This window comes from Streptomyces zingiberis (assembly GCF_012034935.1).
Lineage (GTDB): Bacteria > Actinomycetota > Actinomycetes > Streptomycetales > Streptomycetaceae > Streptomyces > Streptomyces zingiberis.
In genome coordinates, this window is sequence record NZ_JAATEN010000003.1 from 23,106 (window position 1) to 47,034 (window position 23,929).

The following is a 23,929-nucleotide window of genomic DNA, read 5'->3' on the forward strand; positions in this document are numbered from 1 at the left end:
GGCGGGAGCCGGCGAAGCGCCCGGCCGGACACCGCGCTCCGGCGCACGCCCCTCCCCTGCCCGGGCCGGGGGGACCCGTGCGGCCCGGGCCGCTACCGCCCGCGCCGGTACTCCTCCAGCAGCCGCAGCCAGACCTCGCTCATCGCCGGGAAGACGGGGACCGCGTGCCACAGCCGGTCCAGCGGGACCTCCCCGGCCACCGCGACCGTCGCCGCGTGCAGCAGTTCGGCCACGTCGGGACCGACGAAGGTGGCGCCGAGCAGCACCTTCCGGTCGAGGTCGGCCACGATCCGGGCATGGCCCCGGAAGTGGTCGGCGTGGAGGGCCGCGCCCGCGACGGCGCCGAGGTCGTGGTCGACGGCGCGCACCCGGTGACCGCGCCGCTCCGCCTCCGCGAGGGTCAGCCCCACCGAGGCCACCTCCGGCTCGCCGAACACCACCTGGGGCACGGCCGCCGCGTCCGCCGTGGCGGTGTGCGCTCCCCAGGGCGCGGTGTCGAGCGGTTCGTGGCGCGCCCGGGCGGCGATGGCCGCGCCCGCGATGCGCGCCTGGTACTTGCCCTGGTGGGTGAGGAGCGCCCGCCCGGTGGTGTCGCCCACCGCGTACAGCCAGTCGCCGTCCACCCCGGTGACCAGCCCGGAGCCGTCGGTCTCCAGCCAGCCCCCGGGCTCCAGGCCGACCGTCTCCAGGCCGAGGTCGCCGGTGCGTGGGCGGCGCCCCGTGGCGAACAGGACCTCGTCGGCCTCGCTCTCCCCCAGGCCGGCCAGGACCAGCGTCACGGTGGCGCCGGGCGAGGGGCGCCGCACCTCGCTGACCTGGACACCCGTACGAATCTCGACCCCGGCCGCCGCCAGCCCCTCGGCCACGAGTTCCCCCGCGAAGGGCTCCATGGAGCCGAGCAGCCGCTCGCCGCGGACGAACATCGTCACCGCCGATCCGAGCGCCTGCCAGGCGCGGGCCATCTCCACGGCGACCGCGCCGCCGCCGACCACCGCCAGCCGCTCCGGGATCTCCTTCGAGGCGGTGGCCTCCCGGTTGGTCCACGGCCGGGCGGTGGCCAGCCCCGGCACATCGGGCAGCCGGGGCGCGCTGCCCACGGCCACCACCACGGCCCGGCGCGCGGTGAGCTCCCGCACCGGGCCCTCCGGCGGGTGGACGACGACGCGGCGCGGTCCGTCGAGCCGCCCGTGCCCGCGGATCAGGTCGGCGCCCACGCCCAGCACCCAGTCCACCTGCGGGCCGTCCTGCCAGTGCGAGGCGAAGGCGTCCCGGCGCTCGAGCACGGCCTCCGCCGCGAGCGGGCCGCTCACCGCCTCCCGCGCACCGGCGACATCCTCCGCCGCGGCCAGGGCCAGCACCGGGCGCAGCAGCGCCTTGCTGGGCATACAGGCCCAGTAGGAGCAGGAGCCGCCGACCAGGTCGCCCTCGACGACCGCCACGGACAGCCCGGCGGCCCGGGCGCTGCCGGCGGCGTTCTCCCCCACGGGCCCGGCGCCGACCACGATCACGTCGTACTCCGCCGCCGCGGGCCGGTGCACCCCTCGCCGCCACGGCGCCTCGTCCGTTCCCCCGTCTCCGTCCGCGTCCGGCGTCCGGTCCGTCATCGCTGTTCCGCCTCTCCGTATCCGGGTACCCGTGGAGGGCCGGGTGCCCGTCAGGGCCGTCTCACACCGCCCGATGGGGAGATCGCCGGGAGAGGGAGACATGAACCGGCGGGCACCGGACAGGCTTCCCAGGATCGCGGGACGGCCGCGATCCCGGCGGCCCGCCGGACCGGGGCGGCGACGGCCCGGGCACGGGGCCGGGCGGGGTACCGGACCGCGGCGGTACGACGGGCGCCCGGCCCGCCCGGGCGGGAGCCCGTACACCGGAGGACACCGGAACCGGGCCGGAGTCCAGGACCCCGGTCCCGCGCTCCGCCGAAGCCCACCCCGACACCCCGACACCCGCGACATCCGGAACACCGTCACACCGCCGGCCACCGACAACCGACAGCACACATCTCGGGAAGCAGGTAGAACGCATGAGCACGGTCGAGCTGACCAAGGAGAACTTCGACGAGGTCGTCTCCGGGAACGGCTTCGTACTGATCGATTTCTGGGCCTCCTGGTGCGGCCCGTGCCGCACCTTCGCACCGGTGTACGAGCGGGCGTCGGAGCGCCACACGGATCTGCTCTTCGGCAAGGTGGACACGGAGGCCCAGCCGGAGCTGGCGGCGGCCTTCGACATCAGCTCCATCCCGACGCTGATGGTCGTCCGGGAGAACGTCGCCGTCTACGCCCAGCCCGGCGCGCTGCCCGAGCCCGCCCTGGAAGATGTGATCAACCAGGCCCGGGACCTGGACATGGCGCAGGTCCACGAGTCCGTGGCCCAGCAGAAGGCCGCCGCCGAACACCAGGCCGGCGGCACCCAGCCCCCCGGCCCCTCCGACCCGGCGGTCTGAAACCCGGGCCCGGGCCCCGTTCCCCGCCTCCGGGAAGGCGGACGCGGCGGCCCGGGCACCCGCCTTCGCCGGCGGCAGTCCCACCGGCTGGTCACCCTGAGGTCATGAGCCGGTCGAGCCAGTGATCGAGATGCGGGCACACGGCACGCAAGGCGTCGAGGCCGAGAAGTTCGATCGCGTCCGGCCCGTCCACGACCTTGCGGTAGCCGGGGTACGCCGTCAGCAGCCGTTTCGAGGGCGCCGTGTCAGGACCGTCGTTGACGAGTTCGGGTCCCCCAGCGGCACGTACCTGTGACTCCAGTTCGATTCCCAGCTTGGGGGCGTCCAGCAGTTCCGCGAGTTCCCGCGCGGCGGCCAGTACCCAGGCCTCCGTCTCGTGCAGGACGATGAAGGGCAGAAAGCGGGCGTCATCGACGACTTCTGCGACCGCTTTCTCCACGTGGGAGACGCGCGCGTACGCGTCTCCGGACGGAACCCCGCGGCGGCCCGGGGTGTCGGAGGGAAGTCCGTAGAAGTCGAGCAAGGTGGTCACCCTGTCCACGGCCGAGTTCCGCAGGAGCGCCCGGATCTCCGCTTCGATCCTCGACCACTTGCTGACCCCTCCACGGTGATGCGGCTGCCCTGCGGCCTTGCGCGTCTTGAGGGCGACGGGCGTGAGCCACACACCACGGCCGCTCAGCCAGGGCTGGAGAACCTGCGCGACGACGCGTTCTTCGGTCGAGCCTTCCACCAGTACATGGATCTGCCGCATGGCTCAGCTGTGCCTTTCCCGCTCGGGGCGGGGGCGGCCCCCCAGAAGGTTCTTGAGCCAGAGATCGCCGAGCGAGTAGTCGTCGAGCCAGGCCACCAGGGCTTCCCGGTCGGGCCGCCGGAGCTCGGTCCGGCCGTCGACCCGCTCGACGACCACAAGTTCGCCGAGGTCGAACTCGTCCAGCAGCGTCACGGACTGGGTGGCCACCAAGATCTGGCTGCGATCGGTGGCCGAGCGCAGCAGCTCCGCGAGCACACTGATCGCGAACGGGTGCAGCCCGAGTTCCGGTTCGTCGAGGGCGAGGAGTTCAGGTGGCTTCGGCTGGAGGAGGAGGGTGCTCAGACAGATGAAACGCAAGGTGCCGTCGGACAGCGCGTCGGCGGGGAAGACGGTGTCCGAGCCGAACTGCTTCCAGCGCAGGCGCACCCGCCCGCCGGAGTCCTGGCCGAGCACGAAATCCCGGAAGAACGGCGCGACGGATCGCACGGTCCGCACGATGTGCCGATACTCCGGCGCGCCTTCGTCCCGGAGCCGGAGCAGAAAGGCCGCCAGGTTTCCTGCGTCCGGGTGCAAGGACTCCGCGTCGGAGACGTAAGCGGCCTGCTTCACCGGCGCGCCCGGAGTGGTGTCGTGAAAGTGGTGGACACGGCAGCCCTGCAGTATGGCCAGCGTGTGGCGGGCGGCTCCGCCCACGCCTGGCGGCCCCTCCTCGGCCGCCTCGGCGAGACGTGTTTCCCGGTTGCCGCGGCCGATGATCTCGTTCCGCAACGGTTCCCCGTGACGAGCGGTGTCGTGGAACTCCACCACCTCCCGCTCGAAGATCAGCTCTCCTTGCGCGGCGGGGACGAGAACCGCCTCGTAGGCGTTGTCCAGCGCGCCATCCCCCGCCTCGACCCGCAGCCTGATCCGCGCGCGCCCCTTCGCCCCGTCCCGGAGCACGGCCTCGGCACCACCGAGGAGGCCGACGCGCATCCGCAGGTCCCCGTCCGCGATGCGGCCGAGCAACTCGACAGCCTCGATGACGTTGCTCTTACCCGCGCCGTTGGGGCCGACGAGGGCGGTGAGCGGCCCGAGAGGAAGCTCGGCCTCCTCGATCGACTTGTAGCCGCCGACGGTGATGCGCTTGACCCTGCGTGACATGCGCCCCAATCTACCGACGCAACGGCGTCCTTCCGGGCACGGGCGACGGCGACGCGGCCGGTGGCCCCGGTGGGTCCCGGGCCACCGGCCGGTGATCGTGCCGCCGCCGGCGGACGGTCATGCGCGGCGGCGCGGCCGCACCCCCGCCGTCAGTTCCACGTCATGTTGATCTCGTGCTCGAAGGTGACGTACCCGGCGCGCCGGAAGGCGTGCGCCATCGGGGTGTTGCCCAGGTCGGTGGCGGCGCGGATCCGGGGCACCGAGCGGGCGGCGAGGAGGCGGGTGCCCTCGGCGAGGACGGCGTCGATGTAGCCGTTGCCGCGGTGCGCGGGCAGGACGCCGATGTAGGCGATGACCGGGTTGTAGCCGTTGTGCGCCGGGAGCACGAACCCGACCGGCTCCCCCGACGGCAGCGTCGCGACGCGCCACCGGTCGCGTGGGCTCGGGTAGCGGAGGAGTTCCTCCTCGTACTGCTTGGCCGCCGCTTCCCGGGGGGACATGCGCGTCAGCTCGTCACGGCTGTGCGCGTCCAGCGTCCCGTCCAGGACCGCGGTCATCAGGGCGACGAGTTCCCCGTCCTCGCGGACCGGCCGGAAGACGAGCCGGCCGTCCGGTTCCGGGACGGGGGTGCCCGGCCGCCACTCCAGCCGGAGCCGTTCGACGAACAGCCGCGCGCCCGTGCGCTCCAGGACCGCCATGCGGTCCCGGACGGCCCGGGGCGGGCCCTCCTGCCCGCCGGGGGTGGCGAAGCGGGTGGTGTGCTCCGGCGGGCGGGAGCCCCGCGGGAGGGTCGCCGCCATCGCCGCGCGCACCAGGCGCTCGCCGGCGTCCAGGCGTTCGGGGACCGGCAGGGCTCCGTCCAGATCGAGGATGTCCAGCAGGAACGGGAGCTCGTCGCCGGGACGGCTCCACCAGGCGAGCCGGGCGAGCGGCCGGCCGTCCCGCAGGGCGACCCACATCCACTCCGGCCGCCGGCGGCCGTGGCCGAGGTCGTCCGCCAGCTCCTCGTTGAGGACGTAGGGGAATCGGTTGAACAGGCTGAGTTCTTCGCGCCCGGTGATCGGACGCAGGATCATATCGGTGGTGTTCACGGTTGAGGCACGCTCCGGTGAAGGCGCCCGCCCGCTCCGGGGGTTCAGCTGTCCTGGGCACCCCGGGAAGAGACAAGCGCGGTGGTCGTACGGGACATCGGCTCACCCCTCCTCTCGCTGTCGTGGCCCCCGGCCCACTGCCGGGGTCCGCCGTTCGTCACCGGATTCCTACCGGCGAGGGTCCCCCGTCCGCAACGTTTTTTCCGCGTCCCGCGCCGGGCGGCGGCCGGGCGGGGCCGTTCCGCACCGCCCATCGGCCGGTGCCGCCGGCCCGTGCCTCCGTCCGGCTCGTACCTCCGTCCGGCCGGCCCGTGCCGCCGTCAGGTGCCTACCGGCTCCACGGTGATCCCGCCCTGGCGGCCGGACGCCACGCGTCCGCCCTGCCCCTGCCCTGCTCCTGCCGAGGGCCGGCAGACCGTACCCGGCCCGGCACCGTCGGCAGCGGCAGGGGCAGCGGCCAAGAGGCAGAGGCAGCAGGCGGGGACGCTGCCGGAGGCGCGACGTCAGAGCGGGTTGAGACGTGCCCTGAGCAGGCAGAACTCGTTGCCCTCGGGGTCGGCGAGGACGTGCCAGGACTCGTCACCGGTCTGGCCGACGTCGGCGGGGCGGGCCCCGAGCTTCAGGAGGCGCTCCAGCTCGGCGTCCTGGTCGCGGTCGGTCGCGTTGACGTCGATGTGGAGCCGCGGCTTCGCCCGTTCCGGCTCGTCCCTGGGGCTGAGGATGATCGTCGGCTGGGGGCCGCCGAACCCTTCGCGCGGCCCGATCTCCAGGCTGCCGTCCCCTACGCGGTCCAGCACCACGAAGTCCAGGACCTCACACCAGAAGCGCGCCAGGGCCTCGGGGTCCCGGCATTCGAGCACGAGTTCACTGATGCGGCATGCCATGGAACGGAACCTGCTTTCCACTCGGGAACGTCGGGGACGACCGCGCGGAACCCCGGAGGACCCCGCGCGAAAACGTCCGCGACCGTACCGCGCGAGGCGAGCGGGGGCGAAGGGTTTTCCGGCCCTCCCCGCCCGGTTCGGCGCGCCGGCGGTTGCCCCGGGCACGAACCGCCTCACCCCCGGGGTGCCGTACTCGAACGTACCGTCAGGCGCGGCGGGAGCAGGGTGACGTCCGGCGCCGCGAGTCCCGGCGCCGGGCCGGTCTCCGCGCCGAGTTTTCCGATCAGCAACTCCACCGCCCGCGCGCCCAGTTCCGCGGCCGGGACGGAGACCGAGGTCAGCGGGGTCGCCGCCCGCTCGGCGAGGTCGTCGGGGCAGAGTGCCACCACCGACAGGTCCTCCGGCACCCGCACGCCCTCCGCCCGGAGCGCGTCGGCCAGCGGGCCGAGCAGCGCCTCATTGTGGACCACCAGCCCGGTCGGCGCGGGGTCCGCCCCGAGCAGCCGCCGGACCAGGGCGGGGGCGGCGCCCGGGTCGGACGCGCAGGGGTGGACCGACGCGGTGAGCCCGTTACGCCCGGCGGCGGCGGTGACCCCGTCCGCGACGCGCCGCGCGTAACCGGTCCCCCGCGCGTAGACCTCCGGCGGCGAGCCGAGCAGCGCCACCCGGCGGTGACCGAGCAGCGCCAGATGCTCGACGCACGCCTCGCCGGCCGCCCGGAAGTCGAGGTCGACGCAGGTCAGCCCGGCCGGGTCGGCGGGGAGGCCGATCAGTACCGACGGGCGGCGCAGCGCCCGCAGCAGCGGCAGCCGGCGGTCGTCGAGCTGGACGTCCATGACCACGAAGCCGTCGGCCCGCGCGCTGTCCGCGACCCGGCGCAGACCGTCCTCGCCCTCCTCCCCCGTGAGCAGCAGGACGTCGTGGCCGTGGCGGCGGGCCGTGGTGACCACCGACATGGCGAACCGTGTGACCACCGGCAGGTCCACCCCCCTCCGCAACGGCATGACGAGGGCCAGCACATGGGAGCGGGCACCGGCCAGGGCGCGCGCCCCGGCGTGCGGGTGGTAGCCCAGCTCCCGGATGCTGGCCTCGATCCGGCGCCGGGTGGCCTCCGATATCGGCCGCTTGCCGTTCAGGGCGTAGCTGACCGTGCTGGGGGAGACCCCGGCATGGCGCGCCACATCAGTGATCTTGACCACGGGGGACATCCTCCCCGAAGACCCTGGAGACCCCGCAGACCCCGCAGACCCCGCAGACCCCGCAGCCCCCGAAGCTCCCGGAGATCCCGGAAGCTCCGGAGCCCCCTAAGCTCCCTGAGATCCCGCGGATCCCTGAGCCCGTGGCGCTCCCGGAGATCCCGGGCCGGGCGGAACCCGCCCGGTTCCCGGAGTCCCCGGAACGCCCGCCGGCCGTCACGGCGCACCGTCCCCGTCCCCCCGGGAGGGGATCCCCGGCCACCCGGGACCGCCGGATCCGCCGGATCCGCCGGATCCGCCGGAGCCCTCGGGGTCCCGGGAGCCGCCGGGTCCCGCCGGACCGGAGGAGGACCCGCCGGAGCCCGCGCCACCGCGCATGTCCGCGATCCCCTCCGGCAGCCCGCTCCCCTGCTCGGCCAGGTGCCACGGCCGTCCCTCCGCGCCGTGCGCGGTGACCCGCACCTCGCCGCCCTCCCGCCGCACGGTGTACTCGGCGCCCGGCGGCACCCGCACCGTCACCTCGGCGCCGTCCGCGAGCTCGTAGGGGAGCAGGGTGACGCCGTCCGCCCAGTCGTAGTCCGGCCGGCCGTCCACCGCGCCGAACGGGAGGACGGCGCCGGGGCGCACCAGCACCGGCGCGCTGAGGAAGCCGTGGGTCTCGCGCACCCACCGGGGCCCGGTGACCGGCTCGCCGGTCAGGAGCCGGGTCCACGTCCCCTCCGGCACGTAGTAGGAGACCTCGCCCTCGTCCGAGAAGACCGGCGCGACCAGCAGATCCGGGCCGAGCATGTACTGGCGTTCCAGGTGCGCGCAGGCCGGGTCGTCCGGGAACTCCAGTGCCATGGCCCGCATCATCGGCACGCCCTCGGTGTGGGCCTGCCGGGCCACCTCGCCCAGATAGGGCATCAGCCGCAGCTTGAGCCGGGTGAAGAACCGCAGCACGTCCACGGCCTCCTCGTCGAACCGCCACGGCACGCGGTAGGAGGACGAGCCGTGCAGCCGGCTGTGCGAGGACAGCAGCCCGAAGGCGATCCACCGCTTGAACAGCGCGGGGTCCGGGGTGCCCTCGAAGCCGCCGATGTCGTGCGACCAGTAGCCGAACCCGGAGAGTCCCAGCGACAGCCCGCCGCGCAGCGATTCGGCCATCGAGGCGTAGGTGGACTCGCAGTCGCCGCCCCAGTGCACGGGGAAGCGCTGGCCGCCGACGGTGGCCGAGCGGGCGAAGAGGACGGCGTCACCCTCGCCGCGTTCACGGCGCAGGAGTTCGAAGACGGTCTCGTTGTAGAGCTGGGTGTAGTAGTTGTGCATCCGCTCGGGGTCGGAGCCGTCGGCGTACACCACGTCGGTGGGGACCCGCTCGCCGAAGTCGGTCTTGAAGCAGTCCACACCCATGTCGAGCAGCCGCTTCAGCTTGCCGGCGTACCAGGCGCGGGCCTCGGGATCGGTGAAGTCCACCAGGGCCATGCCGGGCTGCCACAGGTCCCACTGCCACACGCTGCCGTCCGCCCGCCGCAGCAGATAGCCGCGGTCGCGGCCCTCCGCGAAGAGCGGGGAGCGCTGGGCGATGTACGGGTTGATCCACACGGAGATGCGCAGACCACGCTCCTTCAGCCGCCGCAGCATGCCCTCCGGGTCGGGGAAGACCCGGCTGTCCCACGCGAAGTCGCACCAGTGGTGCTCCCGCATCCAGAAGCAGTCGAAGTGGAAGACGGAGAGCGGCAGTTCGCGCTCGGCCATGCCCTCGATGAAGGAGGTGACGGTCTCCTCGTCGTAGTCGGTGGTGAACGAGGTGGACAGCCAGAGCCCGAAGGACCAGTCGGGCGGCAGGGCGGGACGCCCGGTGAGGGCGGTGTACTTGCGGAGGATCTCCTTCGGGGTGGGCCCGTAGATCACGTAGTAGCCCAGCTCCTGGCCCTCGACGCTGAACTGCACCCGGGAGACGGCCTCGGAACCGACCTCGAAGGAGACCTTGCCCGGGTGGTCGACGAAGACCCCGTAGCCGGCGTCGGTGAGGTAGAACGGCACGTTCTTGTAGGCCTGTTCGCTGGAGGTGCCGCCGTCGGCGTTCCAGACCTCCACGGCCTGGCCGTTCTTCACCAGCGGCCCGAAGCGCTCGCCGAGCCCGTAGACGCTGGTGCCGACCCGCAGGTCGAGCTGTTCGCGCAGGTAGTGGCCGCCGTCGGCGGTCTCCATGATGCCCATGCCCTTGACGCCACTGGCGGTGAGCGTCCGCCCGCCCGCCTGGAAGGCGAGTTCCCAGGGGCCCTTGCGGCCGGTCGTCAGCGACAGACGGCCGGAGGTGAGGACCGCCTCCTCGCCGTCATAGGCCACCTCGGGCGTGAAGTCCCCCTCGGTGGTGAGCGGGAAGTGCGGCCCCCGGCCGGCGTCACCGGCGAAGTGGGTGAGGCGGACGCCGATCACGTCCGGCATCGGCGCGGTGCAGGTCAGGGTGAGGACGGGGCCCTTGAGGAGGTCGCCGCGGTGGAGCACGGGCCGGGTGGGCGCGTGGATCTCCAGGGTGCCCGGCCCCGTGGTGACGTCGAGGACTTCGGCCGGGTAGGACGGGGTCACTCCTTCGCGCATCAGCCAGTAGCCGTCGGTGAACTTCATCGCTCAGCCCTTTCGCTTCACGGGTGGCCGGCCGGGGCCGGGGTACCTGGCCGGTTGACGGGTCGGGTGGCGGGTCACGTGCACGGTCATTTGACGGCGCCCACGGCGATGCCGCGGGTCAGGGTCCGCTGGAAGATCAGGAAGAAGACGATCGCCGGGAGGACGCCCAGCAGCGCCGCGGCGTTGGTCATGGTGGCGTCCATCAGCCGCTGCCCCTGGAGCACGCCGAGCGCCACCGAGACCGTCTGGTTGTCGTTGGAGACCAGCATGACCAGCGGCAGCAGGAACTCGTTCCAGGTCCAGATGAAGAAGAAGACCAGCAGCACACCGATGGTGGGGCGGCTGACGGGGACGACGATCCGCCACAGCACCTGCCATTTTCCGGCCCCGTCGATCCGCGCCGCCTCGATGACCTCCCGCGGGAAGTGGCCCAGCACGGAGGCGAGCAGATACGTGCCGAAGGCGGCCTGGATCACCGTGAAGACGATGATCACGCTCAGCCGGGTGTCGTAGAGCCCCGCCTGCTTGGAGAGGTAGTACACCGGGTAGACCAGCGCCTCCTGCGGCACCATGTTGGCCAGCACGAAAAAGGCCAGCACATAGGGGCGGCCCTTGATCCGCCCGATGCCGATCGCATACGCGTTCAGCACGGACAGCACGACCGCGCCGGCCGCCACCGAGCCGCTGATCAGCACCGAGTTGAAGAGTTTCTGCCCGAAGTCGACGCGCTGCCAGAAGTCCCGCAGCCCGTCGAGGTAGATCCCCTCGGGCAGCGAGAGCGGCCCGCCCGCGCTGTACTCGGCGGGGGACTTGACGGCGTTGAGCGCCACGACGGCGAACGGCAGCACCATGAACACGGCGCCGACGCAGAGCGCCACCAGTACCGGGTACCGCCGGGCGGCGCCGGCCAGGCCCGGGGGCCGGGACGCGGGCCGGCGGGACGCGGGGGCGCGCGTGGCGGCGGGGGCTGTGACGGTCATCGTTCCTCGTCCTCCGCCCGGGTTTGCAGGCGCAGCCCGACGAGGGCCAGCACCAGGATGAGCGCGGTGAGCACGGTGGACACCGCCGAGCCGTAGCCCACCTGCGTCTTCTCGAAGAAGTTCTGGAAGGAGAAGTAGGACGGGACGTTGGTCGCGCCGCCCGGGCCGCCCTTGGTGAGCACGTAGACGGCGCCGAAGACCTTCAGCGCGGCGATGGTGCACCACACCATCACGACGTAGATCTCGGGACGGATCTGGGGCAGCGTCACATGCCGGAACCGGCGCCACCAGCCCGCGCCGTCCAGCTCGGCCGCCTCGTACAGCCCCGGGTCGACGCGCTGGAGCCCCGCCATGAAGACAACCAGCGGGAAGCCGAGCTGGACCCAGACCATCACCGCCATCACGCCGTACAGCGCGAGGTCGGGGTCGCCCAGCCAGTCCTGCTGGAGCGAGCCCAGGCCCACGGCGGCGAGCAGTTCGTTGAGCGAGCCGTTCTCCGGGGCGAGGATCCAGGACCAGACGATGCCCGCCACGGCGATCGGCAGCACCTGCGGCAGGTAGTAGCAGGCCCGCAGCACCGCCGCCCAGCGCGGCCCGAAGTGCTTGCCGACGAAGTCGAACAGGGCCGCCGCCAGCACCAGCCCCGCGGCCGTCGGCAGCAGCGCCATCGCCACCACCATGGCGACGCTGTGCCGGAAGGACTCCCAGAAGGCGGAGTCCCCGGCGAGCTGCCGGTAGTTGTCCAGCCCGATCCACCGGGCGTCGCCCACGCCCCGCCAGTCGGTGAAGCTCAGGCCCGTGTTCATGGCGAACGGGAGGAGGACGACGAGAAGGAACGCGAGGGCGCCGGGGAGGAGGAAGAGGGCGTAGGAGTCGCGGCGGGCGGGCCGGGGCCGTGGACCGCCGCCGCGGGCCCGCCGGGACGCCCCTCCCCGGCGGGCCGCGGACCGCTCGGTGACGGTGCTCACGACTGCGGCGCACCCGCGTCGTACGCCTTCTGGAGGGCGTCCAGGTACTGCTCCGGGGAGGCGCTGCCGGTCATCAGCTTCTGCGTCTCGGAGACCAGGACGTCGTAGAAGCCGGGGACCGGCCAGTCCGGGTAGAAGGCGAGACCGTCCCGGTCGGCGACCTGGGTGAAGTTGTCGATGAGCGTCTTGGACTGCTTGTCGGTGATCGCGTCGGGATCGGCGGCGACCGGGACGCCGCCGTTGTTGCCCAGGATGTTCTGGATGCCCTTCTCCATCGTGATGTCGATGAAGTCGTAGGCGAGTTCCTTGTTGCGGGCGCCCTCGGGCACCACCCACAGGTTGCCGCCGGAGCCCAGGGTCAGGTCGGAATCGGGCCACAGGGTGGTGTCCCAGTCGAACTTCTCGATCTCGCTCCGGAAGCGGCCGAACCACCAGCTGCCGGAGAACAGGATCGGGTACTCGCCGGAGATGAACGCGACACCCGCCTGCTCGGCCTTGGCGCCGCTGGTGCTCTTCGCGATGTAACCCTTCTCCACCCAGTCGGCGAAGGTCTCGGCGGCGTAGGTCCAGGCCTCGTCGCGGAAGTCCGGCTTGCCCTGGTAGAGCTGGTACGCGTCGACGAAGGAACGGTCCGCCTTGGAGAGGGCGAGCTGGTAGACGTACTGGTGGGCCGGGTACTCGGCGCCGGCGTTGGCGAGCGGGGTGACGCCCTTCGCCTTGAACGCGGCGAGCGCGTCGGTGAGTTCGGAGAAACTGGTGGGGATCTCCACATCGTGCTTCTCGAACAGGTCCTTGTTGTAGTACATCATCGTGTACTCGGCGTAGTTGGGCACGCCGAACCATTTGCCGGAGCCCATCACACCGTTCTCGTCGTACCGGCTGGTGGTCTCGACCCCCGCGCCCAGCTTCTTGTCCCAGCCGCGCTCGGCGGCCTCGGCGCTGAGGTCGGTCAGCAGCCCCTGCCGGGAGAGCAGACCGGTGGTGGCGTTGCCCTTGTTGTACTCCAGGAGGTCGGGGGCGTCATCGGAGTTGAGGACCATCGGGGCGGTCTTCTGGATCTGCTCGAACCCCTTCTCCTCGAACTCGACCTTCACCCCCGGGTGGGTCTTCTCGAACTCCTTGATCGCCTCGGCCCAGGCGCGGCCCATCGCGCCGTTCGGGCTTTCGTAGTGCCAGAGCCTGAGCGTCTTCCCGTCGCCCGCGGACCCGCCGTCCGAGCCGCCGCAGCCGCTCAGTGCCAGGGTCAGGGCTCCCGCGAGCGCCGCAGCCAGCAGGCTCGCCCCGCGCTTCCGTGCCGTCGACATCCGCTACCTCCGGGAGAGTGGGATCGGAGAAGGAGGAGATGGCGCGGAGTTCCCCGCCCCCGCGTCGAAGCGTTTCGAAGAAAGAATCGAAGCGCTTCGACGGGGAACGTAAGGGCAGGTCCTGGGTATGTCAATGGCGTTGACAAAAACGCCCTCCGCCCTGCGCCGGCGGCCCGCCCCGAGGCCCTCACGGCCCCGGCCCGCGCGGCGGCCCCGCAGGCCCCGCAGGCCCCGGCCCGGCGAGACCACCCCGGACCGGTGCCGCGCACGCCGGCGGACCGGCGGGACCGGGCCCCGGGGGCACCACGGCATGACGGCGCACCTGGAGCACACCGCCGAGGTCTACTCCGGCCCCGAACCGCCGGCCGCACTCACCCGGGACCACGGCGAGGACTACGGCCCGGTTCCGGACCCGCGGGACGTCGCGTGACCGCGGGTCGCGGCGACCGCGCCCCACCCCCGGCACCGGGAAGCCACGGGGAAGCCACTGGGAGGTCCGCTTTGCGGACGCCGCCTCGGCCACGACGGAACCACGTCCTGCGAGCCGGAGACGACGAAGGCCCCGACGATCGGGATGATCGTCGGGGCCTTCGCCGTGGTGTTGTTGTGGACCTGTGGGGATTTGAACCCCAGACCCCCTCGATGCGAACGAGGTGCGCTACCAGACTGCGCCACAGGCCCTTGCAACGAGTGAAACCTTAGCACTCCGGCCGGGCCATCCGGTAATCCGATGCCGGTCGGGCCACGGCCCGGCGGACCTCCGGGTTCACTCGTTGGCGGCGCGGGGGCGGTCCTCGTCGGCGTACTGGTCGAAGAGCGGTGTCCGGTCCCGGTCACGGCCCCGGCGCGGGCGGTCCCGGCGTCGCTCCGGGGCCGCCGGGGGCGCCTCCTCCTCGCCGTCCGCGGGGCGGCTCGCGGGGACCTCACCCTGCGGGGTGCTGCCGGCGGGGGCGGAGCGGGCGGAGCTCCAGGCGCCGGGGGCGTCCAGGTCCAGACCGGTGGCGGCGCGGGGGGCGACCGGTGCCGTGACGTAGGTGGGCAGCGGTACGGGCACCGGCTCCCAGCTCTCACCCTCCGAACGGCCCCGCTCCCGCTGCTGGTCGACCCACTCGGCGTGGTCGGTCTGCTCGACGAGGGCACGCCGGCCCGCCGTGTGCGGCGAGGCGGGCGCGGGTTCGGGCGTGGCCACCGGGCCGGGCTCGTCGTCCCCGGCGCCCTCGTCCGCGGCGGCGGGCCGGGCCGGTCGGCGGCCACCGCGCGGGCCGCGTTCGCGTACCTGCTGGGCGGCGGCCTCGGCACGCCGCTGGTCCATGGTGAAGGCGAAGCGGCGGCGCTCCTGGGCGCGGAGGTGGACGATGTACGAGCTGAGCAGCACGGCGGGGACGGCGGGGGCCCAGAGGAAAGCCAGGCCGCCGACGGCCGCGACGACGGCGCCCAGCGCGAAGGCGAGGAACAGCACCATGGTGGTGCGGCGGCGGCGGGCGAGCACCTTGGAACGGCGGGCCCGTTCGGCCACGGAGGCCGCGCGCCGGCCGGCACGCCCGTCGATTCCGCCGCCTTCGCCGCCGCCGCCCTCACCGGCTCCGCCGCCCCCGTCGGCCACGGCCGGGCGGGCGGGGCCGGGGTGCCCGCCGTCCCCGCGCAGCGGGCCGGGCACGGGCATGGCCGCGGACAGCGCGAAGTCCCGGACGTCGACCGTGCCGGTCGGCGCGTCCGGGTCACCGGCGCCCGTTCCCGGGGTGGCGGATCCGGCGCCGAGGCCGGCGCCGCCGTCCGCCTCCCCTGCGTGGCGCCCGGCGAGGTCCTTGGCGTAACGCCGCTCCATCGCCGCCCGGCCGGACAACAGCCGTATGGCGGTGGAGAAGCGTTCCGTTGGACGAGCCTCGTTGAGTTCGTCCTGCCTACGGAGCCACATCGGCACCAGATAGGCGGCCCAGGCCCCGACGATGACTGCGTAGATGAGGCCGCTGCTGCTCACGCCTCACACGGTAGAGGGGTTGCCGCAAGGCCATCCGCCAATTGCCGCGGTGTGTCGCACAATCCGGACGACTTTTCGAACGTTTATTCTTATTTTCGGGCCGGAAAGGTGGGGAAAGCCGCCATCGGGCCCGCAATTATCGAACATACATTTTATTTGTGGGCTGTTCCCGGGCGGGCCCGGTGCCAGCGGGCCATCAGACCGCCGGGCACCTCCTCCGCGGTCAGCGCGAAGACGAGGTGGTCACGCCAGGCGCCGTCGATGTGGAGATAGCGCGGGCGCAGCCCTTCCTCCCGGAATCCGAGTTTCTCCACCACGCGCCGGCTCGGCCCGTTCTCCGGCCGGATGCACACCTCGACGCGGTGCAGCCCCACCGTGTGGAAACTGTGGTCCACCGCGAGCGCGACGGCCGTCGGCGTGACCCCGCGCCCCGCCACGTCCTGGTCCACCCAGTAACCGATGTGCCCCGAGCACATCGAGCCCCAGGTCATTCCCGCGACCGTCAACTGCCCGGCCAGACGGCCCCGGTACTCGATGACGAAGGGGAGCATCCGGCCCGCGTTCGCCTCGGATCGCAGATGGCGCACCATCTGCCGGTAGGTGGGCCGCTGGGCCGCGGGGCCGCCCGCGACGGGCGGCGGGATCGTCGCCTCCCACGGGCGCAGCCAGTCGCGGTTGCGGCGGTTGACCTCGCGCCAGTCCCGCTGGTCCCGCATCCGGATCGGCCGCAGGGTGACGTCCCCCTCCCCGAGCGCCACCGGCCAGACGTGGGTCATGGGCGGGCCGCGCGCGGATCGTCGCCCTGCGCGGCAGGACGGGGACGGCCTTCCCGGCCCTCCCGGTTCTCCTGCTCCTCCCGGTTCTCCTGCTCCTCCTGGTCCTCCCGGTCCGCCTGGTCCGCCGCCGGGGCGCCGTCGCCGTGTTCCGCCGCCGGGCCGGGGTGGTCACCGCCACGGAGCTGGTCGACGGCGTGGACGAGGAGACGGCCGAGGACGGCGAGCCCGTCGCGGACCCCGCCGGTGGAGCCGGGGAGATTGACGATCAGCGTCCGCCCGGCCACCCCGGCGAGACCGCGGGAGAGGGCGGCGGTCGGCACCGAGGGCAGCCCCTCGGCGCGGATCGCCTCGGCGATACCGGGGATCTCGCTGTCCAGCACGGACCGGGTCATCTCCGGGGTGCGGTCGGTCGGCGAGATGCCCGTGCCGCCGGTGGTGACCACCACGTCGTAGCCGGCGGCGACGGCCTCCCGCAGGACGGCCGCCACGGGCTCGCCGTCCGGGACGACCCGCGGGCCGTCGGTGGCGAACCCCATCGCGGTCAGCCCCTCGGCCAGGAGCGGCCCGCCCTTGTCGGCGTAGACGCCGGCGGCGGCCCGGTTGGAGGCGGTCACGGCCAGCGCCCGGTAGCCGCTCATGCGCGCCCGCCTCGGTCCGTGGCGGTGGGGTCCGCGGGGGTGGGCCCGCCCGGGGCCGGGCCGCTCGGGGCCGGAGTCCCGGGTTCCCGGGTCCAGGTGCCGGACGCGCCTCCGGTCTTCTCCTCGACCCGGACGTCGGTGATCACGGCCCCCTTGTCCACGGCCTTGACCATGTCCACGACGGTGAGGGCGGCGACGGTGACCGCGGTCAGCGCCTCCATCTCGACGCCGGTGCGGTCGGTGGTGCGTACCGTGGCCGTGATCTCCACGGCGTCGTCCGCGACCGTGAGGTCGACGGTCACCCCGGAGACGGCCAGCGGGTGGCAGAGCGGGACGAGTTCGGGCGTGCGTTTGACGCCCATGATGCCCGCGATGCGCGCGGTGGCGAGGGCGTCCCCCTTGGGGACCCCCTCGCCGCGCAGCAGCTCGACGACGCGGGGCGAGACGAGCACCCGTCCGCTCGCGCGCGCCGTGCGGGTGGTGACGTCCTTGTCCGAGACGTCGACCATCCGCGCGGCGCCGCGGTCGTCGAGGTGCGTGAGGTGGTGCTGGGCGCTGCTCATCGTTCTCCCGGTCCGGTCATTTCTGGGCAGCAACCGTACCGGGACGACGGGGGTTCAGCGCAGCAGGATCACGTCGACCTCCCCGCCGGGCGGTACGGAGGTGGCCTCCTCGGGGACGACGATCAGCGCGTCGGCGTCGGCGAGGGCCTTCATCAGATGGGAGCCGGGGCCCCCGAGCGGGGTGACCCGCCCGTCGGCGAACCGGCCCCGCAGATACTGGCGTTTCCCCGCGGGCGAGGAGGTGACGCCCTCGGGGCAGACCGCGCGGACCGTCCCGCGCCCCTGGGGCGGGAGGCCCATGAGGGCACGGATCGCCGGACGGACGAAGAGCTCGAAGGAGACGAAGGCGCTGACCGGATTGCCGGGAAGGGCCAGCAGCGGGGTGCCGTCCGGACCGACGCGGCCGAACCCCTGGGGTTTGCCGGGTTGCATGGCGAGCCGGCGGAAGTCGACACGGTCGGCGGGCGGCGGGGGCGGCGCGGCGGACGCGGGACTTCCGCTCCCGCCGGCGGCGGATCGTCCGGCGGTCCCGGCGCCGCCCGGCCGCGTGTGCGAGGGCTCGGCGCCCGGATCCGTCTCCTCCACTCCGGTGGCGGCCCCGTCGCCCCGGCCGTCACCCCGGCCGCCACCGGGGTCTCCGGCGGCGACGGGCTCCTCGCCGGAGGGTGCGCCTCCCTCCGGCCCCTCCCCGGAGAAGGCACCCCTCCCTGGCCCCGAGAAGGCCTCCTTCACCACGTCATAGGCGCCGACGCTCACACCCCCGCTGGTGACCACGAGATCGGCGCGGATGAGCTGTTCCTCGACGGCGGCGCGGAGCGAGGCGGCGTCGTCGGCGACGGCGGTGACGCGGTAGGCGAGAGCGCCGGCGTCCCGGGCGGCGGCGGTCAGCGCGAAGCTGTTGGAGTCGTGGATCCGGCCGGGGGGCAGCTCGGTGCCGGGCGGGACGAGTTCGCTGCCGGTGGACATCACGACCACCCGCGGGCGCGGCCGGACCCGGACGGAGCCCCGGCCGATGGCGGCCGCCAGCCCGAGCTGCGCGGGGCCCAGCAGGGTGCCCGAGCGGAGGACGGTGTCCCCGTCGGCGACATCACAGCCACGGCGGCGGACATGGCTCCCGGCGGGCGCGGGGCGGTGCACCCGCACCTCGCCGGTGGCGCCCTCCGGGGCGGTGCTGTGCGCCCTCATCGCCGTGGCCGGGCCACCGCCGGTGCCGCCGTCCGTCCACTCGACCGGTACGACGGCGTCCGCCCCGGGGGGAAGCGGCGCGCCGGTCATGATGCGGGCCGCCGTGCCGGGCCCGACGGTGGGGAGCCCGCCGCTGCCCGCCGCGATGTCCCCGATGACGGTGAGCGTCCGCGGGGACTCCGCGGAGGCGCCCTCGACGTCCTCGGCCCGGACCGCGTAGCCGTCCATGGAGCTGTTGTCGAACGGCGGCAGGGCCACGGCGGCGGTGACGTCCTCGGTGAGGACGCAGCCCTGGGCGTCGAGCAGCTGGAGCTCCAGCGGTTCGAGCGGGCTGACCTGGCGGAGGATGTCCGCCAGATGCTCGTCGACACTCCACACCCGCGACTCCTCCCCAGGCTCCTGGGGCCCCCGCGACTCCTGCGGCGCCTCGGGCGTTGCCGGTGCCACGGGTTGCTCCGGTCCCTCCGGCTCCCCGGGCCGGGCGGGGGGCGGGGCGGGGCTCCCGGCGGCCGGGGCGCCGGCGGGAGCGGGGCCCTCGCCCGGCGGGCGGTCCCCCTCCGGGGACGGGGTGCCGGGGACCTCGGCCGCCCGGTCCGCGGCCTGTTCAGCGGTGCTCAAGGTCTACATCTCCTCCGTGACGTACCTCCGAAGCCAGGTCCGGAACTCCGGTCCCAGGTCCTCACGTTCGCATGCGAGCCGGACAATGGCGCGGAGGTAGTCGGACCGGTCGCCGGTGTCGTAGCGGCGGCCCTTGAAGAGGACACCGTGCACCGGGCCGCCGAGGTCCGGGTTCTGCGCCAGCGTCTGCAGGGCGTCGGTGAGCTGGATCTCGCCGCCCCGGCCGGGCTCGGTCTCCCGCAGCACGTCGAACACGGCGGCGTCGAGGACGTAGCGGCCGATGATGGCGTAGTTGCTGGGCGCCTCGTCGGGGCTGGGCTTCTCGACGAGCCCGGTGACCCGGTGGATGTCGTCCTCGCCGGTGGACTCGATCACGGCGCAGCCGTAGAGGTGCACCTGGTCGGGGTCGACCTCCAGCAGGGCGACGACGCTGCCGCCGTGCCGCTCCTGGACCTCGATCATGCGGGTGAGGAGGGGGTCACGGGGGTCGATCAGGTCGTCGCCGAGGAGGACGGCGAAGGGCTCCCGGCCGACGTGGGGCGCGGCGCAGAGGACGGCGTGGCCCAGGCCGCGGGGGTCGCCCTGGCGGACGTAGTGCATGGTCGCCAGGTCGCTGGACTCCTGCACCCGGGAGAGGCGGTGCCCGTCTCCCTTGTGCCGGAGCATCTCCTCCAGCTCGTAGTTGCGGTCGAAGTGGTCTTCCAGGGGGCGCTTGTTACGCCCGGTGACCATGAGGACGTCCGAGAGTCCTGCCGTGACGGCCTCCTCGACCACATACTGGATCGCGGGCTTGTCGACGACCGGCAGCATCTCCTTGGGGGTGGCCTTGGTGGCGGGGAGGAAGCGGGTCCCGAGGCCTGCCGCGGGAATGACAGCCTTGTTCATCCGGGTACGCGATTCAGTCATGCGGAGAACCATAACCGGTGCGTATAGGCGGAACGTGACGATCCGGTAAGTGTGGCCGGATACGAGAGGATTCCCGGAACGGATGTCCACCCAGAAGACTCGCAAGGCGGAGTTGCGGCACACCCTCGGCCGGATGAGGTCCCGGTTGACGGAGGATGACATCACGGTGGCGGGGGCCGCGCTGGCGCGCCACGCGCTGCGTCTCCCCGAACTGGCGTCCGCACGGACGGTCTGCGCCTATGTCTCGGTGGGTCGTGAGCCGGGCACCGGGCCCCTGCTGGACGCGCTGCGCGCGCGGGGCGTGCGGGTGCTGCTGCCCGTCCTCCGGGACGACGACGACCTCGACTGGGGTCCGTACACCGGGCCGGAGCGGCTGGTGGCCGCCGGGCGGCCGGGCCGGCTGATGCTGCGCGAGCCGGCGGACGAGCCGCTGGGCCGCCGCGCCGTGCTGGCGGCGGACGCCCTGCTGCTGCCGGGGCTCGCCGTGGACGGGCGCGGGCTGCGGCTCGGACGCGGCGGCGGCAGCTACGACCGGGTGCTGGAGCGGCTGGCGGAGGCCGGCGCACACCCTGCGCTGATCGTTCTGCTGTACGACGGCGAGGTCGTGGACGCGGTGCCGGCCGAGCCGCACGACCGGCCGGTGCGGGCCGCGGTGACCCCTTCCGGGGTACACCGCTTCCCCGCGGACGGGCCCCGCTGATCCGCGCGGGGCGGCGGGGACCGGCACGGAGGGCGGCACAGGCGTCGGTCCGGTACGTCCCCACGGCCGGCCGCCCGGCGCCGGGGACGCGTACCCGTGCGGCGGGGGCGCCGCCCCGGCCGTGGGGCACCGGCGAGGCCGTGGGCCGGGAGGGCCGGGCCGCGACGCGGCCCCCATGAGACGCGCCCCCGCGCCTGCCCGGCACGGGCCGCCGCGATCAGGCGGCGAGCCCGGAGGGCACGGGGGCGCGGGGGCGCGGGATGACCCCCGGGCCCGGGGGTCCCCCGAAGGGTCAGGGCATGGCGCCGGGGATCACGGGATGAGCGCCAGCGAGTCCTCGGCGGACTTCGCGACCGCGTCCCGGCTGAACGCCCAGGGCAGCAGCTCGCCCGTCGCCCACTTGGTGGTCTGGTCGCTGTAGTTCGGGTGATAGGCGTGGCCGGACGCCCCGGAGAGGTTGATCCACTTCGACTTGTCGAAGTCCTCCAGGTTGACGACCATCCGCATCGACGGCACCCAGACCACCCCGTAGCCGCCGGCCGCGTTCCAGCCGGTGGCGTTGACCGCGGCCTCGCCGCCGCCGAGGTTCCACGGGCCGCGGTTGAGGGCCCAGCGGAGCACGGCGGGGCCCTTGAGCCCCAGGGTCTGGTTGCGGAGGGTCAGCTGGTGCAGCCGGCCCCAGCTCCAGCTGTCGATGTCCTTGCCCAGCTTCGCGGTCAGCTCCCAGCGGGCGTCCTTCATGGCCCGCGCCAGCAGCCGGTCCCGGTCGCCCTTGGCGGGGTCGCCGGCGTCCGTCCGCCACCAGTCGTTGTCCTGGTCGGTCAGGATGGAGCGGACCACCTCGAACCAGCGGTCGCCGCCGTCGGGCTGGGCGGCGTCCGGGGCGCGCTCGCCGCACTCGCGCACCAGGGAGTCGCCGTCGAGGTCCTCCAGCGGGCCGGAGTCGTTGGCCGGGGCGACGCGCACGCATTCGCCGGTGACCCGCAGCTCCTTGGGGAGCTTGTTGCCGAAGGCCAGTTTGAGGGTGTGGCGCCAGACGCCGTTGAAGTAGGCGGCGGCCGCCGAGTCGGAGTCCTGGGTGTAGTCCCAGCCCTCCAGCAGCTTCTGCGCCTCGCGGATGTAGGGGTCCGCGACGTCGATCTTGAGCAGATAGGGCGTCAGCAGCTTGGCGATCTCACTGCTGTCGTCCATCTGCATGGTCTGCATGTCCTTGGTGGAGATCTTGCCGCCGTCGCGGATCTTCGACTGGATCAGGTTGTCGAGCCGCTGGCTGCGGGCGCCGTAGCCCCAGTCCTCGGTGAGGGCGTAGGGGTACTTCTCCGGGTCCACGACGGCCTGGTTGGCCGTGACGATGTACCCCCGGGCCGGGTCCTTCTCCCAGGGCAGCGCGGACTGGGGGACGTAACCGGTCCAGCGGTACTCCGGGTCCCAGCCGGGGGCCGGGTAGCGGCCGTCCCCCTTGCCGCGGACGGGTATGCGTCCCGGCGCCTGGTAGCCGATGTGGCCCTCGGTGTCGGCGTAGAGGAGGTTCTGCGCGGGGACGTCGAAGAAGCGGGCAGCCTTGCGGAACTCGGTGAAGTCCCCCGCCTGGTTGAGGGCGAAGACCGCGTCCATCGCGCGGCCCGGGGTGAGCGCCGTCCAGCGGAGGGAGACGGCGTAACCGCTGGCGCGGTCCGGCGAGCCGTCGGCGACGGGCGCCGACCGCCCCACGTCGTTGAGTTCGTCGCTGCGGTCGGAGACGACGGGGCCGTTCCCGGTGGACCGGACGGTGATCTTGCGTGCGGGGCCGCCGGCGACCTTGATGGTCTCCCTGCGGGTGGTGAAGGGCTTCTGCTCGCCGTCGTAGAGGTAGCCCTCGGCGGTGATCTTCTCCAGGTAGAGGTCGGTCACGTCGGCGCCGAGGTTGGTGAAGCCCCAGGAGATCTGCTGGTTGTGGCCGATGACGACGCCCGGCATGCCGGAGAAGGTGAAGCCCGCGACGTCGAAGCCGCACTCCTCGCTCACCGCGCGGCAGTGCAGCCCCATCTGGTACCAGAGGGACGGCATCTGCGGGGCGAGGTGCGGGTCGTTGGCGAGCAGGGGCTTGCCGGTGGTGGTGTGCTTTCCGGAGACGACCCAGGAGTTGGAGCCGATGCCGTTGCCCGCCGGGCCGAGCAGCGCGGGGATCTGCTCCAGCGTGCGGGAGAGGGAGCCGAGCTGGGACTGGAGGCCGCCCGCCTCGCCGGTGCCCGTGCCCGCCTCCCCGGTGCCGGCCTCCGCGCCGGTCCCGGTGCCGTCGCCCACGCCGGTGCCCGTGCCGGTGCCGTTCCCCGCGGTGTTCTCCGTGGCCGTGGCCTCGGGGTCGAACTCGTCCGTCAGCTCGCCCACCGCGCCGTCCCGCACGATGGGCTTGTTCCGGTCCGCCGGGTACGCCGGGTAGAGCTGGTCGATCTGCTTCTCGGTGAACCGGCTCGTCATCAGGGCCCGGTCTATCTCCTCCTGCATGTTGCCGCGCAGGTCCCAGGCCATGGCCTTGAGCCAGGCCACGGAGTCGACCGGCTCCCACCGCTCCGGGCGGTAGTCGTTGGTGAAGCCCAGCGCCGCGTACTCGACGGAGAGCTGGGCGCCGTCCCGCCCGGACAGGTAGGAGTTGACGCCGTCCGCGTAGGCCTGCAGGAACTTCTTCGTCCGGGACGAGAGCTTGTTCTCGTACTCCTGCTCGGCGACCCGGTGCCAGCCGAGGGTGCGGAGGAAGGCGTCGGTCTCGACCTGGCTCTCGCCGAACATCTCGGAGAGCCGGCCCGCGGTGAGGTGGCGCCGGACGTCCATCTCCCAGAAGCGGTCCTGCGCGTGGACATAGCCCTGGGCGCGGAAGAGGTCCTCGTCCGTCGAGGCGTAGATCTGCGGGATGCCCTGGGCGTCCCGCTTGACCTCCACCGGCTTGGCCAGGCCCTTGAGGCGGAGGGTGCCCGTGGTCTCCGGGAAGGACGCCCGGACGGTGTCCACGCTCCAGAACGCGCCGTAGCCGAGGCCCGCCAGGAGGGCCAGCACGGTCACGATCACGAGGAGGCGCGCGCGGCTCTTCCTCTTCTTGCCGGAAGGGCCGTTGGTGTTGGCGGGCATCGCTGTCCTTCGCGGGGCAGGGGGGACCTGGAGTGCTGGGCCAACTCTAGGCGCAGGCACCGGCGGCCCCCACACGGAGTCAGGTCCCGCGGTACG

General features: G+C 73.4%; 19 protein-coding genes and 1 tRNA gene. 2 read left to right on the forward strand and 18 right to left on the reverse strand.

Annotation, left to right across the window (positions count from 1 at the left end; genetic code table 11):
• Window positions 1–92: 92 nt before the first annotated feature.
• A complete protein-coding gene (locus tag HCK00_RS04380) occupies window positions 93–1,604 on the reverse strand; it encodes a dihydrolipoyl dehydrogenase family protein (protein ID WP_168100428.1) in 1,512 nt (503 codons plus the stop codon).
• Between the two features lie 419 nt (window positions 1,605–2,023).
• Between HCK00_RS04380 and trxA the strand changes: the two genes are divergently transcribed.
• Window positions 2,024–2,443 carry a thioredoxin gene (gene trxA, locus HCK00_RS04385; protein ID WP_168100429.1) on the forward strand — a complete coding sequence of 140 codons (420 nt, stop codon included), beginning with the start codon at window positions 2,024–2,026 and terminating at the stop codon, window positions 2,441–2,443.
• A gap of 91 nt (window positions 2,444–2,534) precedes the next feature.
• Here trxA and HCK00_RS04390 read toward each other — a convergent pair whose 3' ends face one another.
• The 16 genes from HCK00_RS04390 to galU all read right to left on the reverse strand — a co-directional run bounded on the left by HCK00_RS04390 (window position 2,535) and on the right by galU (window position 20,031).
• Entirely contained in the window at window positions 2,535–3,173 is a 639-nt protein-coding gene (locus HCK00_RS04390) for a DUF4276 family protein (protein WP_311765143.1), read from the reverse strand.
• A gap of 24 nt (window positions 3,174–3,197) precedes the next feature.
• The gene (locus HCK00_RS04395; protein WP_168100431.1) at window positions 3,198–4,334 is read right to left on the reverse strand and encodes an AAA family ATPase; all 1,137 of its coding nucleotides are present in this window, start codon (window positions 4,332–4,334) and stop codon (window positions 3,198–3,200) included.
• Between the two features lie 149 nt (window positions 4,335–4,483).
• Window positions 4,484–5,410, reverse strand: coding sequence for a GNAT family N-acetyltransferase (locus tag HCK00_RS04400; RefSeq protein ID WP_168100679.1), 927 nt, complete (start codon window positions 5,408–5,410; stop codon window positions 4,484–4,486).
• Between the two features lie 518 nt (window positions 5,411–5,928).
• Window positions 5,929–6,309 (reverse strand): VOC family protein, encoded by a 381-nt coding sequence (locus HCK00_RS04405; RefSeq protein ID WP_168100432.1) that lies wholly within the window; start codon window positions 6,307–6,309, stop codon window positions 5,929–5,931.
• 173 nt (window positions 6,310–6,482) lie between these two features.
• Complete coding sequence (locus HCK00_RS04410; RefSeq protein WP_311765144.1) at window positions 6,483–7,508, reverse strand: LacI family DNA-binding transcriptional regulator; 1,026 nt, start codon at window positions 7,506–7,508, stop codon at window positions 6,483–6,485.
• Between the two features lie 213 nt (window positions 7,509–7,721).
• Complete coding sequence (gene yicI, locus HCK00_RS04415) at window positions 7,722–10,115, reverse strand: alpha-xylosidase (RefSeq protein ID WP_240965258.1); 2,394 nt, start codon at window positions 10,113–10,115, stop codon at window positions 7,722–7,724.
• An 86-nt stretch (window positions 10,116–10,201) separates the two neighbouring features.
• Complete coding sequence (locus HCK00_RS04420) at window positions 10,202–11,026, reverse strand: carbohydrate ABC transporter permease (protein WP_168100680.1); 825 nt, start codon at window positions 11,024–11,026, stop codon at window positions 10,202–10,204.
• Between the two features lie 65 nt (window positions 11,027–11,091).
• Window positions 11,092–12,063, reverse strand: coding sequence for a carbohydrate ABC transporter permease (locus HCK00_RS04425; RefSeq protein ID WP_168100434.1), 972 nt, complete (start codon window positions 12,061–12,063; stop codon window positions 11,092–11,094).
• On the reverse strand, window positions 12,060–13,367 hold the full coding sequence (locus tag HCK00_RS04430; protein WP_168100435.1) for an ABC transporter substrate-binding protein: 1,308 nt from the start codon (window positions 13,365–13,367) through the stop codon (window positions 12,060–12,062). The genes HCK00_RS04425 and HCK00_RS04430 overlap by 4 nt, the downstream gene beginning before the upstream one ends.
• Before the next feature lie 607 nt (window positions 13,368–13,974).
• A tRNA-Ala gene (locus HCK00_RS04435) sits at window positions 13,975–14,048 on the reverse strand.
• Window positions 14,049–14,133: 85 nt separating this feature from the next.
• Entirely contained in the window at window positions 14,134–15,345 is a 1,212-nt protein-coding gene (gene sepX, locus HCK00_RS04440) for a divisome protein SepX/GlpR (RefSeq protein ID WP_168100436.1), read from the reverse strand.
• A gap of 152 nt (window positions 15,346–15,497) precedes the next feature.
• Window positions 15,498–16,103 carry a GNAT family N-acetyltransferase gene (locus HCK00_RS04445; RefSeq protein ID WP_168100681.1) on the reverse strand — a complete coding sequence of 202 codons (606 nt, stop codon included), beginning with the start codon at window positions 16,101–16,103 and terminating at the stop codon, window positions 15,498–15,500.
• A gap of 14 nt (window positions 16,104–16,117) precedes the next feature.
• Window positions 16,118–16,759, reverse strand: coding sequence for a MogA/MoaB family molybdenum cofactor biosynthesis protein (locus tag HCK00_RS04450; RefSeq protein WP_168100437.1), 642 nt, complete (start codon window positions 16,757–16,759; stop codon window positions 16,118–16,120).
• Window positions 16,756–17,322, reverse strand: a complete 567-nt coding sequence (gene moaC, locus HCK00_RS04455; protein ID WP_206319949.1) for a cyclic pyranopterin monophosphate synthase MoaC — start codon at window positions 17,320–17,322, stop codon at window positions 16,756–16,758. The genes HCK00_RS04450 and moaC overlap by 4 nt, the downstream gene beginning before the upstream one ends.
• Window positions 17,323–17,376: 54 nt before the next feature.
• On the reverse strand, window positions 17,377–18,885 hold the full coding sequence (locus tag HCK00_RS04460; protein ID WP_311765169.1) for a molybdopterin molybdotransferase MoeA: 1,509 nt from the start codon (window positions 18,883–18,885) through the stop codon (window positions 17,377–17,379).
• A 243-nt stretch (window positions 18,886–19,128) separates the two neighbouring features.
• Window positions 19,129–20,031 carry a UTP--glucose-1-phosphate uridylyltransferase GalU gene (gene galU / locus HCK00_RS04465; protein ID WP_168100438.1) on the reverse strand — a complete coding sequence of 301 codons (903 nt, stop codon included), beginning with the start codon at window positions 20,029–20,031 and terminating at the stop codon, window positions 19,129–19,131.
• 82 nt (window positions 20,032–20,113) lie between these two features.
• Between galU and HCK00_RS04470 the strand changes: the two genes are divergently transcribed.
• Window positions 20,114–20,731 carry a 5-formyltetrahydrofolate cyclo-ligase gene (locus HCK00_RS04470; protein ID WP_168100439.1) on the forward strand — a complete coding sequence of 206 codons (618 nt, stop codon included), beginning with the start codon at window positions 20,114–20,116 and terminating at the stop codon, window positions 20,729–20,731.
• A 312-nt stretch (window positions 20,732–21,043) separates the two neighbouring features.
• On the opposite strand, the gene HCK00_RS04475 is transcribed toward HCK00_RS04470, so the two are convergent.
• A complete protein-coding gene (locus HCK00_RS04475; RefSeq protein WP_168100440.1) occupies window positions 21,044–23,833 on the reverse strand; it encodes a penicillin acylase family protein in 2,790 nt (929 codons plus the stop codon).
• Window positions 23,834–23,929: the final 96 nt, after the last annotated feature.

Coding starts and splice junctions, on each gene's coding strand:
- HCK00_RS04380 (WP_168100428.1), bottom strand. CDS start 1,604: ATGACGGACCGGACGCCGGACGCGGACGGAGACGGGGGAACGGACGAG.
- trxA (WP_168100429.1), top strand. CDS start 2,024: ATGAGCACGGTCGAGCTGACCAAGGAGAACTTCGACGAGGTCGTCTCC.
- HCK00_RS04395 (WP_168100431.1), bottom strand. CDS start 4,334: ATGTCACGCAGGGTCAAGCGCATCACCGTCGGCGGCTACAAGTCGATC.
- HCK00_RS04400 (WP_168100679.1), bottom strand. CDS start 5,410: ATGATCCTGCGTCCGATCACCGGGCGCGAAGAACTCAGCCTGTTCAAC.
- HCK00_RS04405 (WP_168100432.1), bottom strand. CDS start 6,309: ATGGCATGCCGCATCAGTGAACTCGTGCTCGAATGCCGGGACCCCGAG.
- yicI (WP_240965258.1), bottom strand. CDS start 10,115: ATGAAGTTCACCGACGGCTACTGGCTGATGCGCGAAGGAGTGACCCCG.
- HCK00_RS04430 (WP_168100435.1), bottom strand. CDS start 13,367: ATGTCGACGGCACGGAAGCGCGGGGCGAGCCTGCTGGCTGCGGCGCTC.
- HCK00_RS04450 (WP_168100437.1), bottom strand. CDS start 16,759: ATGAGCGGCTACCGGGCGCTGGCCGTGACCGCCTCCAACCGGGCCGCC.
- moaC (WP_206319949.1), bottom strand. CDS start 17,322: ATGAGCAGCGCCCAGCACCACCTCACGCACCTCGACGACCGCGGCGCC.
- galU (WP_168100438.1), bottom strand. CDS start 20,031: ATGACTGAATCGCGTACCCGGATGAACAAGGCTGTCATTCCCGCGGCA.
- HCK00_RS04470 (WP_168100439.1), top strand. CDS start 20,114: ATGTCCACCCAGAAGACTCGCAAGGCGGAGTTGCGGCACACCCTCGGC.
- HCK00_RS04475 (WP_168100440.1), bottom strand. CDS start 23,833: ATGCCCGCCAACACCAACGGCCCTTCCGGCAAGAAGAGGAAGAGCCGC.